Source organism: Phenylobacterium sp. LjRoot219, assembly GCF_964252995.1.
Lineage (GTDB): Bacteria > Pseudomonadota > Alphaproteobacteria > Caulobacterales > Caulobacteraceae > Phenylobacterium.
In genome coordinates, this window is the sequence record NZ_CAXUQI020000002.1 from 1106810 (window position 1) to 1121760 (window position 14951).

The following is a 14951-nucleotide window of genomic DNA, read 5'->3' on the forward strand; positions in this document are numbered from 1 at the left end:
CGTGGTCCCCCTCCCGCCGCTTCGCGGGGGAGGTAGAGGTTAGGACCGCACTTTCACGTATTCGCCCGGCGCCTCGCCGAGGACGGGCAGGGGGCCGGCGGCGGGATCGCGGGCCGGGACCAGCGGTCCGGAGCGTTCCTTCAGCCAGTGCATCCAGTGCGGCCACCAGGAGCCGGGATGCTCGACGGCGCCGGCGCGCCAGTCCTCGAGCGTCTCGCCCAACTGCTCGTTGGTCCAGTGCTGGTACTTGTTGGCCGCGGGCGAGTTGATCACGCCGGCGATGTGCCCGGAGCCGGCCATCATGAAGGACACCGGCCCGCCGAACAGCTGTGCGCTCTTGTAGACCGACAGCGCCGGGGCGATGTGGTCGTCGCGCGACGACTGGACGTAGACCGGAACCTTGACGTCCTTCAGGTTCAGGGTGACGCCGTCGACCTCGAGCTCGCCCTTGGCGAAGAGGTTTTCGGCGTAAAACTTGCGCAGATAGTAGAGGTGCAGGGTCTTCGGCATGCGCGTCTGGTCGGAATTCCAGTACAGCATGTCGAACGCCTTAGGCGTCTTGCCGAGCAGGTAGTTGTCGATGAAGAACGACCAGATCATGTCGTTCGAGCGGAGCACGTTGAACGTCTCCGCCAGCGCCTGACCGTCGAGCACCCCGCCGCCGGCGTCCATCCGGCGTTCGAGTTCCGAAAGCCAGGCCTCGTTGGTGAACAGCCGCAGGTCGCCGGCCTCGGAGAAGTCCTGCTGGGCGGCGAAGAAGGTGGCCGACTGGATCGGCGTGACGCCCTTGGCGGCCATGTGCGCCAGGCTGACCCCCAGCAGGGTGCCGCCGATGCAGTAGCCGACGGCGTTCACGTGGCTGACGCCGCACTGCTTCATCGCCGCGGCGGTCCCTTCGTAGACGCCCTGGCGCATGTAGTCTTCGAAGGTCTTGTGCGAGAGCTGGGCGTCCGGATTGACCCAGGAGGCCAGGAACACCGTGATCCCTTGCTGGGTCAGCCAGCGGATCAGCGAGTTCTCGGGCCGCAGATCCATGATGTAGAACTTGTTGATCCACGGCGGGAAGATCACCAGCGGGATCTGGTGGACGTCCTCGGTCGCCGGCGAGAACTGCAGCAGCTCGATGATCTCGTTCTTGAACACCACCTTGCCGGGGGCGGTAGCGACGTTCCGGCCGACCTCGAACTGGCCGTAGTCGGTCTGGCTGATCGCCAGGCCGCCGCCTTCGCCGCGGCGCAGGTCGGCGGCGAAATTCTCGATGCCGCGCGCCAGGCTCTCGCCGTCGGTGTCCATCAGCGCTTTCAGGGCGACCGGGTTGGAGGCCAGGAAGTTGGTCGGCGCGAAGGCGTCGGTGAGCATCTTGGTGAAAAACTCGACCCGGCGCTTCTCCAGCGGGTCCACGCCGTCGACGCTGGCGACCAAGTCGTTCATCCAGTTCGAGGACAGCAGGTAGGACTGCTTGATGACGTCGAACAGCGGATTGTCCTGCCATTCGGCGGCGCTGAACCGCTTGTCGCCCTTGGCCGGCGCCACGACCGCTTCGGAAGGCGCTCCGGCGACCTTGCGGACGGTGGCGTGCCACAGGTCCATGTAGCGGTTGAACAGGTCCGTATGGGCCTGCATCAGCCGGTCAGGCTGGGCGGCCAGCCGGCCCATCACGTCGGTCAGCGCCGGAATGATGTTGAACGGGTCCGGCGAGCCGCCCGGCGCCCGGTCGGCCTGGCGCAGCGTCGCCTCGGCGATTGCGCCCTGGGCGGCCAGCGCCGCGCGCGCCAGATTCGTCGACAGCCGCTCGACCTGGGCCTGCTGCTCGACGCTGAAGGCGGCGAAGTCGAAGCCGGGCGCAGCCTGGGCCTGCGGCTTCACCGCGGCGTCGTCCTCGGCCACGCCGTCCTTGACGACGTTCGGCTCGGCGGTCTCGATCATCAGGAATTCAGCGGATTCCGGCAGCGGCGGCTTGGGCGAGCCTTCCGGGGTGAGCGGGGCGTCCGGATCCTCGGCCTTGCCGCGCGACCGCCCCGACGTGGCCTTCGGGGGGATCGGTTCGGAGCCGACGGTCCGTTCGCTCATCGAGGTTTCCTCCGCCGGTGAAAGTGCGCGTGCTCTTTCGCCTTTGCGCATCATCGCATAAGACCACTTGGGACATGAACGCGCTTGACCGCAAATTTATGAACGTTGGCAAAAGCATGATGGCTGCACGGTTTTTGGGCGTCGCCGCCGTTGCGGCCCTGCTGTCAGGCTGCGTCACCAATCCGGTCGCCAGCGCCAAGGTCGATCCGAACTCGCCGATCGCCGCCGAGGTGGCGAAGCTGACGAAGAACGATCGCGACTATCCGACGTTCAGCGAGATTCCGCCGGCGCCGACCGATCTGCGGCCGGTGCAGGTCTATGGCCAGCGCGCCCAGACCGTCGTCGCCGCCCGCGACCGGCTCCAGGCGGCGACCGCGCCGAACACCTGGGCGCTGACCGGCAACACCACCGCCTTTGCCGCTGGTGCGCGCCGCGCTGCGGGGCCGGACCTCGGCCCGTCGACCGCCGCCGACACCGAAGCCTTCGCTAATGCGGTGCGCAAGCGAGCTACCCCGCCTCCGCCGGCGAATCGATAGGGGCCGCGGAGGCGCAAAAACCCGCATTCACTGGCTTGGCTGACTCCCGCCCGGAGTCTATCCATGCCCGGCTTCAGCTCCCTTCAGCCGCACAGGGCAGCTCGCGGCGCCAGAGCTCACCGACATGACCCCCGAATTCCACCGGATCCGTCGCCTCCCGCCTTACGTCTTCGAGGAGGTGAATCGCATCAAGGCCCGGCTTCGCGCCGACGGCGTGGACATCATCGACTTCGGCATGGGCAATCCCGACATGCCGACCCCGAAGCACATCGTCGACAAGCTGGTCGAGACCGCTCGCGATCCGAAGGCCGGCCGCTACTCGGCCTCCAAGGGCATCGCCGGCCTGCGCAAGGCGATGGCCGGCTACTACGACCGCCGCTTCGGCGTGAAGCTCAACCCGGAGACCGAGGTGATCGCCACCCTCGGGTCGAAGGAGGGCTTCGCCAATCTCGCCCAGGCGCTGACCGCGCCGGGCGACGTGATCATCTGCCCGAACCCGGCCTATCCGATCCACGCCTACGGCTTCATCATGGCCGGCGGGGTGATCCGCCACGTGCCGGCCGGCTCGCCCGAGGAATACCTCGCCGGCATCAGCCGGGCGGTGAAGCACTCGGCGCCGCCGCCCAGCGTGCTGATCGTCAGCTATCCGTCCAACCCGACGGCGCAATGGGTCGACGTCGACTTTTACCGCGAGGTGATCGCGCTGGCGAAGAAGCACGACATGCTCGTGCTCTCGGACATCGCCTATTCGGAGATCTACTTCGAGGACAATCCGCCGCCGTCGATCCTGCAGGTCGAAGGCGCCAAGGACATCGCCGTCGAGGTCAACTCGCTGTCGAAGACCTTCGCCATGGCCGGCTGGCGGGTCGGCATGGTGGTCGGCAACGAGCGGATGTGCTCGGCGCTGGCGCGGGTGAAGTCCTACCTCGACTACGGCGCCTACACGCCGATCCAGGTGGCCGCCGCCGCGGCGTTGAACGGGCCGCAGGATTGCGTCGACGAAATCCGCGCGATCTACAAGAAGCGGCGCGACGTGCTGGTGGAATCGATGCATCGCGCGGGCTGGGACGTTCCGGCGCCGCCGGCGTCGATGTTCGCCTGGGCGCCGTTGCCCGAGCAGTACCGCGAGGCCGGCTCGATGCTGTTCGCCAAGCTGCTGATCGAAGAGGCGGGCGTGGCGGTCGCGCCGGGCATCGCCTTCGGCGAATACGGTGAAGGCTATGTGCGGATCGGATTGGTGGAGAACGAGCACCGCATCCGGCAGGCCGCGCGCAACGTGAAAAAGTTTCTGGCGCAAAGCGAAGAGATCCTCGCCCGCGCCCACAACAATATGGCGGCCCAATGAGCAGTCGAGATTGGCGCGTTGGCGTCGCAGGCCTTGGCACCGTCGGCACGGGACTGCTGAAGTTCATTGCCGAACGGCCGAACTTCGCCCCGGCCGGCGGCCGGGTGGTCGTCACCGGGGTGTCGGCGCGCTCGCGCTCGCGGCCGCGGCCGTTCGACATCTCCGGCCTGCCGTGGTTCGACGACCCGGTGGCGCTGGCGACCTCGCCGGACGTCGACATCTTCGTCGAGCTGATCGGCGGGTCCGACGGCCCGGCCAAGGCGGCGGTGGAGGCGGCGCTGTCCGCCGGCAAGCCCGTGGTCACCGCGAACAAGGCGCTGATCGCCGAGCATGGGGCCGAACTCGCCGCGCTGGCGGAAGCGAAGGGCGCGCCGCTGCTGTTTGAAGCCGCGGTGATGGGCGGCACGCCGGCCGTGAAGATGCTGCGCGAGGCGATGGTCGGCGACGACGTGAAGTCGGTCGCCGGCATCCTCAACGGCACCTGCAACTACATCCTAACCGAGATGGAGGCCACCGGCCGCTCGTTCGGCGACGTGCTCGGCGAGGCCCAGCGGCTGGGCTACGCCGAGGCCGATCCGACCATGGACGTCGGCGGCTTCGACGCGGCGCACAAGATCTCCATCCTGGCGGCGCTGGCCTTCGGCTGCGCGCCGAACTACGCCGCGGCCGAGATCGAAGGCATCGAGCAGGTCGAACTGCTCGACATCCAGATGGCCAAAGATCTCGGCTACCGGATCAAGCTGGTGGCCTCGGCCGACCGGTCGCCGGACGGCGTGCTGGTCAGGGTGCATCCCTCGCTCGCGCCGCTGGCTCACCCGCTGGCCCAGGCCGGCGGGGCGCTCAACGCCCTGTTCATCGAGGGCGAGCGGATCGGGCGGATCTTCGTCCAGGGCCCCGGCGCCGGCTCCGGGCCGACCGCCGCGGCGGTCGCCGCCGACATCGCCGACGTGATGACCGCCGCCGTGCGGCCGGTCTTCCAGGCGCCGGCCGGCGCGCTCGAGGCCTTCACCCCGGTCGACCCGTCCAAGAGCATGGGCCGGGCCTATCTGCGCTTTTTGGTGAAGGATGAACCCGGCGTCATCGCCGCCGTTTCGGAGACGCTCGCCGAGGCGGGCGTGTCGATCGAAAGCTTCCTGCAGAAGCCCGTCGAGAAGGCCGAGGGCGTGCCGATCGTGCTGACCACCCACGCGGTGGCGGAATCGGTGCTGAAGTCGGCCATCGAACGGATCGCGGGCCTGCCGGCGGTGCTCGAACGGCCGCGCCTGCTGCGCATCGCCAATATCTGAGCGATCACGCAGTCGCGCCAGCGAGCGGGAGACGAGTAGGACTATGAGCGAGCAGCTTCTCGACCGCAGCCTGGTCCTGGCCGCCGTCCGGGTGACCGAGAGCGCGGCCGTCGCCGCCTGGACCCTGTCCGGCCGCGGCGACGAGATGGCCGCCGACCGGGCGGCCGCCGACGCCATGCGCGCCGCGCTCGACGAACTCGAGATCGACGGCGAGATCGTCATCGGCGAAGGCGAACGCGAAGAGGCGCCGGTGCTCTACATCGGCGAGAAGGTCGGCCGCGGCGGGCCGTTCCAGCTCGATATCGCGCTCGACCCGCTGGAGGGCACGACGCTCACCGCCAAGGCCATGGGCAATGCGCTCGCGGTGATGGCCTGGGCGCCGCGCGGCTCCCTGCTGAAACTCCCCGGCGCCTACATGGACAAGATCGCCTGCGGGCCGGGCTACCCGGCCGGCGTGATCGATCTCGACCGGACCCCGGCGCAGAACGTCGTGGCGCTGGCCGCGGCCAAGGGCGTGGCCGCCTCCGAGATCACCGTCTGCGTGCTGGACCGGCCGCGCCATGCCGAGATCATCGCCTCGGTGCGCGAGGCTGGCGCGCGGGTCGCGCTGATCGCCGACGGCGACATCGCCGGCGTGATCAACACCGCCGATCCCGAGACCGGCGTCGACCTCTATCTGGGGCAGGGCGGGGCGCCGGAAGGCGTGCTCGCCTGCGCGGCGCTGAAATGCGTCGGCGGTCAGTTCCAGGGGCGGCTGGTGTTCCGCAACGCCGACGAGCGGGCGCGCGCCCGTCGCGTCGGGATCGAGAATCTCGACAAGAAGTACGACCTGCACGAGCTGGTCCGCGAGGACGCCATCTTCGCCGCCACCGGCGTGACCAAGGGCGCACTGCTCGACGGGGTGAAGGTGCAGCACGGCTTCCTGCACACCCACTCGCTGGTGATGAACTCCGCGACGCGCACCGTGCGCGAGGTGCGTATGCGCCGGCCGGTCTGACGTCGCCGCCGCGCCGCGACTCTGTGCGGGGGGCGTGCTGGCGGCGAGTCGTGCGACAACGGCGCCATGAGTCTCGATGAACTCGACGCCGAGGCCTATCTCGGCGTCCACCGCTCGCTCACCGGCCGCGCCTGGCGCGCGCGCGCGGCCGATTCCGACCTGGTCCGCCGCCACCAGCTGAGCCTGGGGCTCTCCGAGCCGCTGGCCCGGGCGCTGGCCTCGCGCGGCGTCGGTCACGGCGAGGGGCCGGACTATCTCAATCCGACGCTCAAGGCGCTGTTCCCCGACCCGTCCTGCTTCACCGATATGGACCGGGCCGCCGCGGTGCTGGTCGACGCGCTGGAGCGGCGCCGCGCGGTCGTGGTGTTCGCCGACTACGACGTCGACGGGGCGTCTTCCGCCGCCCAGCTTGTCCGCTGGTTCCGCACGCTCGGCCACGAGCTGTCGATCTATGTGCCGGACCGGGTGGCCGAAGGCTACGGCCCGTCGCCGGCCGCCTTCCGCCAGCTGAAGGCCGACGGCGCCGAGCTGGTGGTCACCGTCGACTGCGGGGCGGCGGCCTACGACGCCCTGGCCTGCGCCGCCGAGATCGGCCTCGAGGTGGTGGTGATCGACCACCACCTGATGCGGGACGAAGAGCTTCCCAAGGTCGCCGCCCTGGTGAACCCGAACCGCCCGGACTGCCAGTCGGGGCAGGGGCGGCTGGCCGCGGCCGGGGTGACCTTCGTGCTGCTGGCGGCGCTGAACCGCGAGGCGCGCCGCCGCGGGCTGTTCGGCGACCGGCCGGAGCCGGACCTGCGCCAGTGGCTGGACCTGGCGGCGATGGGCGCGATCTGCGACGTGACCCAGCTGGTGGGCTTCAACCGGGCGCTGGCGGCGCAGGGGCTGAAGGTGATGTCCGCCTGGCGCAATCCGGGCCTGAAGGCCCTGCTGGAGGTCGCCAAGAGCCAAGGCCCGGCCACGGTGTTCCACGTCGGCTTCGTGCTGGGCCCGCGAATCAACGCCGGCGGCCGGATCGGCCGGTCCGACCTCGGCGCGCGGCTGCTGTCGACCGACGATCCGGTGGAGGCGCAGGCGCTGGCCCAGGAGCTCGACGAGCTGAACGCCTCGCGCAAGGAGGTCGAGCGCCAGGTGATCGAGGCGGCGGTGCGAATCATCGAGCGCGAGAGCAACCAGGCCGACGCGCCGGTGCTGCTGGTCAGCGCCGACGGCTGGCACCCCGGGGTGATCGGCATCGTCGCCGGGCGGCTTCGTGAGCGCTACCGCAAGCCGGTGATCGTCATCGGCGTCGACCGGGGCGCCAACGTCGGCAAGGGCTCGGGCCGGTCGCAGCCGGGCGTCAACCTCGGCCGGGCGGTGCAGGCCGCCTACGACGAGGGCTTGCTGCTGGCCGGGGGCGGCCACGCCATGGCCGCGGGGCTGTCGGTGCGGCCCGATACGATTCCCGAGCTGCGCGAGTTCCTCTGTGAGCGGCTGGCTGGCGAGATGGAGATCGCCAGCGCCGCCGACGGGCTGGAGATCGACGCGGTCGTCACCACCGCCGGCTGCGACCGCGGGCTGTGGCAGGACTTCCAGCGGCTGGCCCCGTTCGGGCCGGGCAATCCGGAGCCGCTGTTCGCCGCCGCCAGCGTGCGAATCGAGCGGCCGATGGCCATGCGCGGCGGCCACGTGCGCTGCACCCTGGTCGACCGCACCGGCGGCAAGCTGAAGGCGGTGGCCTGGCGGGTCGAGGATTCGGAGATGGGACGCCGGCTGCTGCAGGAGGGCGGGGCGATTCATGTCGCCGGTCGTCTGAAGCCTGACGATTGGCAGGGGCGCGAGGGCGTGCAGTTCGAGATCGAGGATGCGGCGGATCCGCGTTCTGTCTAAAGTTTCGAAACAGGGCCTTGATGCCCCCCCGGAAGCTGGCTATAGAGCCGCCCTCCGCGCCGCGGTCCCTTCGTCTATCGGTTAGGACGTCAGGTTTTCAACCTGAAGAGAGGGGTTCGACTCCCCTAGGGACTGCCACGCGCTTCTCCGGATTTGCCCATCAGACGGGCGCCGGTCATGCGCCGCCGCGTAAATCCCCATTGACGTCCGTCGTTTTCCTCGAACACTGTTATAGTTGGCCTTTTCCGATGGTGATCGGGGGTAACGGGCCGAGGGGCACATGGCTGGTTACGAATTTGAGCAGGTGGATGCGACGGCCTTGGCCGTGCGGATCTCCGGTCGCGTCAAGTGGTTCGACGCGGCGAAGGGGTATGGATTCATCGTTCCAGACGATCCAGGCCAGACCGATCTGAAGGACGTCCTGCTGCACGTCACCTGCCTGCGCAGTTCCGGGCGCGAACACGCGCTCGAAGGCTCCACCATTACTTGCGACGTCGTCCGCCGGGCCAAGGGGTGGCAGGTGGCCGAGGTCGTCGAGCTGGACGAGAGTTCCGCCCCGCCGCCGAGCGAGCGCCGGGGCCGCGACGAGGGCCCGCGGCGCGAGCGCGACGGCTTCGACGGCATGATCAGCCGCCCGCGGCGCCCGACCGAGGCGTCCGGCCCGCTGGAGCCGGCCAAGGTGAAGTGGTTCAACCGCACCAAGGGCTACGGCTTCGTCGTCCGCGACGGCCAGCCGGGCGACATCTTCGTCCATATCGAGACTCTGCGTCGGTCTGGTATGGAGGACCTGCAGCCGGGCGAGGACGTGCGGGTGCGGTTCGCCGAGGGGCCGAAGGGCCTCGTCGTCGCCGAGATCGAGTCCTCCAGCCTGGGCTGAGCCCATACGGAGGCCTCTCTTTGCCCTACATTCCGCGCGCCGTCCGGCGGTCGCTGATCGCCGCTGCTGTGCTGCTGGCCGGAGCCGGGGCGGCTTATGCGGCGCCCGCGCCGAGCAGCCGCGCCTGTGAGGCCGGCGCCGGGCAGGCGGAGCTCAAGCCGCTGCAGCCGCTGTCGGTGACCACCAGCCGCGGCCGCTTCAACTTCCAGGTCGAGAACGCCGACACCCCGCAGGAGCGGGAGATCGGCATGATGTGCCGCAAGGGGCTGGCGGCTGACCGCGGCATGCTGTTCGACTTCGGCAAGCCGACCAACAACGTCGCTTTCTGGATGCGCAACACGCTCATTCCCCTGGACATCGTCTTCATCCGCCCGGACGGCCGGGTGCTGTCGATCGCCCGCAGCGCGCGGCCGCTGGACGAGACGCCGCTGCCGGCCGGCGGGCAGATTCGCGCCGTGCTCGAGCTGGCGGCCGGACGGGCGGCGCAGATCGGCCTGCTGCCGGGCGACAAGGTGGTCCACCGGATCTTCCCGCAGTGAGCGACGACAGCCTGATTCCGGCCCCGCCGGAGGGGTTCGTGCGGATGCCGCCCCGCAGCGAGTTCGCCGGCCACAATGGCCCGGTGTTCCACCGGCCGGAGGCCGACGGCGTCGAGCACGCGCTGTTCATCCTGCCGCGGCACACCAATGGGCTGGGCCTGCTGCACGGCGGCATGCTGTCGGCCTTCCTGGACAGTCTGCTGGGCTCGGCGGTCTACCGCGCGGCCGGCCGCACCGGCGTCACCATACATCTGTCGGTCGATTTCCTGCGCATGGCGCGCAAGGGCGAATGGCTGCGCGGCGAAGCGCGGATGAACCATGCGACGCGGGATGTCGCCTTCGCCGAAGGCAGCGCGTTCATCGGCCGTCATTTGGTGGGGCGCGCCACCGGGGTGTTCAAGCTTATGGGGACGTCGTAGTCGGCGATCCTGCCGGTTGGCGATTGGGGAAGATGCGGCTATCACGCGAGCCGACGCAGCGCCTGGCCGGGGCGCCTGCGTCGATGGGTTGGATGAGTTGTGGTTTCGGGGTGTAGCGCAGCCTGGTAGCGCATCTGCTTTGGGAGCAGAGGGTCGCAAGTTCGAATCTTGCCGCCCCGACCACCACACCGGCTGACGGGTTTTAAGGGATTTAGATGCTCGCGCGCATTTTCAAGCCGTCGAAGAACGCCATGCAGTCCGGCAAGGCCAAGACCAAGGACTGGATGCTGGAGTTCGAGCCGAGCGCCGCGCGGCGTCCCGATGCGCTGATGGGCTGGACCCAGACCACCGACACCGCGTCCAGCCAGGTGCAGCTGTCATTCGAGACCAAGGAAGAGGCGGTGCGCTACGCCGATCAGCACGGCATCGCCTTCCAGCTGTTCGACGACAAGCCGGCCCGCCGAATCATCAAGGCCTACGCCGACAACTTCGCCTTCGGCCGCAAGTTTCCCTGGACGCACTGAGCCTGTCGGCGCGCGCCCGCCGGTTTGGCGGTCGCACGCGGTCCGGTTATTCAAGTCGAGCCGTTCCCGATCGGAATGGCTCAAGGCGCCCGTAGCTCAACCGGATAGAGCATCCGCCTTCTAAGCGGACGGTTGCAGGTTCGAGTCCTGCCGGGCGCGCCAATCAGGATTGGCGCGACCACTCGGTCGTGGCGCGCTTTCCACTGGCGTTTCCCACCTGAAGGAAGTTCCGTTCGGCAAAGGGTGGGATGGACCGTTTCGCTCGCGCCGCGGAGGCTCCATCGCCACCAGGCGTTGTGAGGATCGCCGCTTTTACAACCAAATCGCCCGCTAGCGCTTTCACAAGGCTCTCGGCCTTGTTCGGCTTGGCGTTCAGTTGGGGAGTGGGCATGGCGTCCCGTATCGTTCTGGTTGTTGTCGGCGCGGCTTTGGGCCTTGCCGGGTGCGGCGAAAAACCGGCGCAGGGCGGCGCGCCTGGGCCGGTGGCCGCCGCGCCCACGGCTCTAGACACCGCCCAGGCGCGAGACGTTCGCGCGGCGCAGACGGAAACGGTGATTGCGCGGGGCATGACCTCACACGGAACGGCCGAGGCCCAGGTGGTCGAGGCCGTGCGGCAGAACGGCATACTGACCGTGAAGATCCGCTTCGGGCCGGTGCGGGCGCCCGGCGGGGCGACCGACTTCCACACGCTCTACCCCAACCCCAAGAAAGCCCAGCAAGAGATCGCCGTAGTCGCCGGGGATCGGAAGTACTTTCTGCTGACCGATGCGGACGGCATGCCGCTGACGCCCCCGGACATGATGGTCAAGGTGACCCAGGACGCGCCTCTGGCCGGGACCTGGTGGGGCAAGTTCCCGGCGCCGCCCGCCGAGATCAAGACCATCAGCCTGACCCTGCCCGAGGTCGAGGCGATCGAGAACATTCCCCTGAGCGACCGCTGAGGTTGGCCATGGCAAGCATGAGCGGCCTGGCGGCGATGGCCGCCGTCGGAGCGCTGGCCGCCGCCGCGCCGGCCGCGGCCCAGCCATGGGGGCCGCAGGACGCCGACACCCCGCGGGCCGACGCCGTCGCCCAGGAGGCCCTGACCCGCGGCCGCGTCGATTTGCTGAAGGCGCGGATCGATCCGCTCGCCGGAATGCAGCAGGCGACGACCGGACGCTCCGAGCCGCTGGCCAACCTGGCTTCGGATCTCAGCGGCCGGTTCCCAGGCCTGGGCGCGAGGGTCGAGGGCGAGCAGCTGCGACTCAACCTGCAGAGCGACATCCTGTTCGACTTCGACAAGGCCCAGGTCCGCAAGGACGCCGAGCCGTTGCTGGAGGCCATCGCCGCCGGCGCTGCGCGTCTTGGAAAGCCGATCCGGGTGGAGGGGCACACCGACGCCAAGGGCGGCGCAGCCTACAATCAGGCGCTATCGGAGCGCCGCGCCCGAGCGGTGGAGGCCTGGCTGAAGACCCAGCTGGCCGGCGCGCCCGTGACACTCACGGCCAAGGGCTTTGGCGCGACGCGACCTGTCGCGGCGAACACCCGGCCGGACGGATCGGACGACGGGGCCGGGCGTCAGCGCAACCGGCGGGTGGAGATCGTCATCGGCGGCTAGCGTCCCAATAGGGTTGGGGAAGCTGCTCCCCAACCTCGCGCTAGGTCAAAGTCCCGCTTTCTGACGTCGGCGACGCCCGCGTCTGCCTGCCTTGTTCCTCTCCGGCTCCGCCCCGCCGGTGAGGCTTGCTTTTTTCAGCAAGTTTTTTAAATAACAGAAATAAGAAGCGTGGCCGTCAGCGCCACCGCGAATACATCGGGGCAGGAAATGTCGAAGCGGGCTGTCTTGGCGCTGTTTGGCGCTGCGAGCGTGTACGCCATCGCCGGATCGGCGACGGCGCAGACCACCGGAATGAACCAGCCGACCGGGGCCGGCGGTTCGACCGAGCTTTCGGAGATCGTCGTCACCGGCACGCTGCTGCGCGGCGTCGCGCCGTCCGGCTCCGAGGTGGTCTCGGTCGGCCGCGAGGAGATCACCGCGACCGGCGCGACCTCGACGGCGCAACTGCTGGCGACGGTGCCGCAGGCCGCCTCGTTCAACAGCGCGCCGATCGTCTCGGCGGTGTCGTCGACCCAGATCACCATCAATCGCCCGAACCTGCGCAACCTGCCGGGCGCCTCGGGCGGCGGCTCGTCGACCCTGGTGCTGGTGGACGGCCATCGCCTGCCGGGCATGGGCGTGCGCCAGACCGTGCCGGACCCCGACGCCATCGCGCCGGGCGCGATCGACCGGGTCGAGATCGTGCTCGACGGCGGCTCGTCGATCTATGGCGCCGACGCGGTCGGCGGGGTGATCAACTTCATCACCCGCAAGAACTTCGACGGCGCTGAAGCCAAGGCCCGCTACGGCTTCGGCGAGGACTACCAGAGCGCCGACACCACCCTGACCGTGGGCAAGATCTGGGGGCCGGCCTCGGCCTACCTCAGCTACAACTACGCGTGGCATGACTCGCTGTACGGGCGGGACCGCGACTATGTCCGCCGGCTCGACTACCAAACCGGCTTGCCGCTCGACCTGACCTGCGCCCCGGGCAACGTCTCCATCGGCGCCTCGGTCTATGCGCTGCCGGGCCTGACGCTGGGCAACGGCAACCGCTGCGATCTCAGCGACAACCGCACCTTCTATCCGACCGAGAAGCGCCACTCGCTGTTCGGCGGCGCGGCTTACAACAACGGCGGCCCGGTCACCTTCGACCTGAAGGGCTTCTACATGCACCGGGTGAACGAGGGGAACGGCGGGCCGCTGACCGGCACGGCGACCATCGCCCCGGTCAATCCGTTCGCACCGGGCTTGGTGTTCAACCCGTTCTACCGCAGCGTTGGCGGCGCCAACGCCTTCGCCGCGCAATCGGTGTCGATGGACTTCACGCCGGTGTTCGGCGGCAGCACCAACCAGCGCACCCAGCTGGAGACCTGGGGCGTCACGCCGTCGATGGCCGCGGACCTCGGCCACGGCTGGCAGCTGCGGGTGCTCGGCAACTTCGGCAAGGGCCGCTCTAAGGTCGCCAACGAGAAGCTCGACGACGGGACGCTCTCCACCCTGGTGCTGACCGGCGCCTTCGACCCGTACAACCTGAGCAATCCGGCCAACGCGGCCCTGCTGCCCGGCCTGCCCGCCCTCGACTACGGCCTGGGCAAGAACGAGCTGGTCAACGGCCGGGTGATCCTCGACGGCGACCTGGCGACCCTGCCGGGCGGCGCGATCAAGCTCGCGGTCGGCGCGGAGTACATCCACGAGAAGTACGAGTCGCAGATCGACGGCACCGTCGCCCCCTGGGAGGTCGACGCCATCCCGTTGAACGCCGACCGGCGCGACGTCGGCGCGGTGTTCGGCGAGATGCAGGTGCCGATCGTCGGCGACGGCAACCGCTTCGGCGGCGTCTATTCGCTCAGCCTGTCGGCCTCGGGCCGCTGGGACCACTACAGCGACTTCGGCGGCACCTTCAATCCGAAGTTCGGCCTGAACTACGAGCCGATCGACTGGCTCCAGCTGCGCGGCACCTGGGGCAAGTCGTTCCAGGCGCCCAGCCTCGCCGACGGCGCCAGTGCGGCCCCGCCGACCATCTTCGCCTTCCCGCTGATCCTGTTCGCCAACCCCGCCGTGGCGCCGGTTCCCGGTCAGGCGCAGGTCTTCCTGGGCGGCGGCGGCACCGACCTGAAGCCGCAGAAATCCACCACCTGGTCGCTGGGCTTCGACGTCAAGCCGCCGATCGTCGAGGGGCTCTCGATGACGGTCAACTACTACAACATCAAGTTCAAGAACCTGATCGACATCCCGCCGGTCTTCAATCCGTCGACCTTCTACACGCTGTTTACCGGCAACTACATCATGAACCCGACCATCGCCCAAGTGCAGGCGCTGGCCGCGCAGGCGCCGGGCGGGCTGGCGATGGTCGCGCCCTACACCGTGGCGCCCGGACAGGTCTATTCCATCGCCGACGGGCGGCGGACCAACCTAGCCGAAGTCGAAACCGACGGCCTGGACTTCTCGATCGGCTATACGGCCGACACCAGCTTCGGCTCGGTCTACGGCAACATCGGCGGCAATTATGTGCTGGACCGCAAGGAAAAGGCGGTCGCCGGCGCGCCCTTCGTCAACACGGTCGACAACCAGTCGCGGTTCCAGCTGTCGACGACGCTCGGCGCCGTGGTCGGCAACCTGCGGGCCCAGGCCACGCTCAACCACCTGGGCGGATGGGACGTCGCGCCGCTGGCGTCCAATCTCAATCAGAGCCGCATCAAGTCGTTCAACGTCGTCAACACCTTCGTCGAATACGACTTCAACGGCCAAGGGATGACCAAGGACCTGTCGCTGACCTTCAACGTCGACAACATCTTCAATGAGGACCCGCCGGCCTACAACGGCGTCCTGAACTCGCTGGACGGTTACGCGGTCTCCAGCATCGGACGCGTCGTCCAACTCGGCGTCAGCAAGAAATTCTGACCTCGACCT

13 protein-coding genes and 3 tRNA genes are annotated in these 14951 nt (G+C 69.0%); 15 read left to right on the top strand and 1 reads right to left on the bottom strand.

The genetic code is table 11. The annotated features are described in order from the left end of the window. Positions 1–39 precede the first annotated feature (39 nt). A complete protein-coding gene (gene phaC, locus ACSQ14_RS23160) occupies positions 40–2070 on the bottom strand; it encodes a class I poly(R)-hydroxyalkanoic acid synthase (protein WP_436016955.1) in 2031 nt (676 codons plus the stop codon). Between the two features lie 17 nt (positions 2071–2087). On the opposite strand from phaC, the gene ACSQ14_RS23165 reads away from it, so the two are divergent. The 15 genes from ACSQ14_RS23165 (at position 2088) to ACSQ14_RS23235 (ending at position 14942) form a co-directional block, all read left to right on the top strand. Continuing rightward, positions 2088–2606, top strand: a complete 519-nt coding sequence (locus ACSQ14_RS23165) for a hypothetical protein (RefSeq protein WP_436016957.1) — start codon at positions 2088–2090, stop codon at positions 2604–2606. Between the two features lie 124 nt (positions 2607–2730). Beyond that, positions 2731–3951 (top strand): LL-diaminopimelate aminotransferase, encoded by a 1221-nt coding sequence (locus ACSQ14_RS23170; RefSeq protein ID WP_436016959.1) that lies wholly within the window; start codon positions 2731–2733, stop codon positions 3949–3951. Next, positions 3948–5237: a homoserine dehydrogenase gene (locus ACSQ14_RS23175; protein WP_436016961.1), complete on the top strand. Its 1290-nt coding sequence runs from the start codon at positions 3948–3950 to the stop codon at positions 5235–5237. The genes ACSQ14_RS23170 and ACSQ14_RS23175 overlap by 4 nt, the downstream gene beginning before the upstream one ends. Positions 5238–5280: 43 nt before the next feature. Further along, a complete protein-coding gene (glpX, locus tag ACSQ14_RS23180) occupies positions 5281–6234 on the top strand; it encodes a class II fructose-bisphosphatase (RefSeq protein WP_436016963.1) in 954 nt (317 codons plus the stop codon). Positions 6235–6300: 66 nt separating this feature from the next. Further along, the gene (recJ, locus tag ACSQ14_RS23185) at positions 6301–8103 is read left to right on the top strand and encodes a single-stranded-DNA-specific exonuclease RecJ (RefSeq protein WP_436016965.1); all 1803 of its coding nucleotides are present in this window, start codon (positions 6301–6303) and stop codon (positions 8101–8103) included. 63 nt (positions 8104–8166) lie between these two features. Further along, a tRNA-Glu gene (locus ACSQ14_RS23190) sits at positions 8167–8241 on the top strand. Positions 8242–8383: 142 nt separating this feature from the next. After that, a complete protein-coding gene (locus ACSQ14_RS23195) occupies positions 8384–8980 on the top strand; it encodes a cold-shock protein (protein ID WP_436016967.1) in 597 nt (198 codons plus the stop codon). Positions 8981–9000: 20 nt separating this feature from the next. Then, positions 9001–9519 (top strand): DUF192 domain-containing protein, encoded by a 519-nt coding sequence (locus tag ACSQ14_RS23200; RefSeq protein WP_436016969.1) that lies wholly within the window; start codon positions 9001–9003, stop codon positions 9517–9519. Continuing rightward, positions 9516–9938 (top strand): PaaI family thioesterase, encoded by a 423-nt coding sequence (locus ACSQ14_RS23205; protein WP_436016971.1) that lies wholly within the window; start codon positions 9516–9518, stop codon positions 9936–9938. The genes ACSQ14_RS23200 and ACSQ14_RS23205 overlap by 4 nt, the downstream gene beginning before the upstream one ends. Before the next feature lie 106 nt (positions 9939–10044). After that, a tRNA-Pro gene (locus ACSQ14_RS23210) sits at positions 10045–10121 on the top strand. Between the two features lie 32 nt (positions 10122–10153). After that, positions 10154–10462: an ETC complex I subunit gene (locus ACSQ14_RS23215; protein ID WP_436016973.1), complete on the top strand. Its 309-nt coding sequence runs from the start codon at positions 10154–10156 to the stop codon at positions 10460–10462. 85 nt (positions 10463–10547) lie between these two features. Next, positions 10548–10624, top strand: a tRNA-Arg gene (locus ACSQ14_RS23220). 227 nt (positions 10625–10851) lie between these two features. Further along, on the top strand, positions 10852–11403 hold the full coding sequence (locus ACSQ14_RS23225) for a hypothetical protein (protein ID WP_436016975.1): 552 nt from the start codon (positions 10852–10854) through the stop codon (positions 11401–11403). 8 nt (positions 11404–11411) lie between these two features. After that, a complete protein-coding gene (locus ACSQ14_RS23230; RefSeq protein ID WP_436016977.1) occupies positions 11412–12059 on the top strand; it encodes an OmpA family protein in 648 nt (215 codons plus the stop codon). 207 nt (positions 12060–12266) lie between these two features. Further along, a complete protein-coding gene (locus ACSQ14_RS23235) occupies positions 12267–14942 on the top strand; it encodes a TonB-dependent receptor plug domain-containing protein (RefSeq protein WP_436016979.1) in 2676 nt (891 codons plus the stop codon). Positions 14943–14951 lie beyond the last annotated feature (9 nt).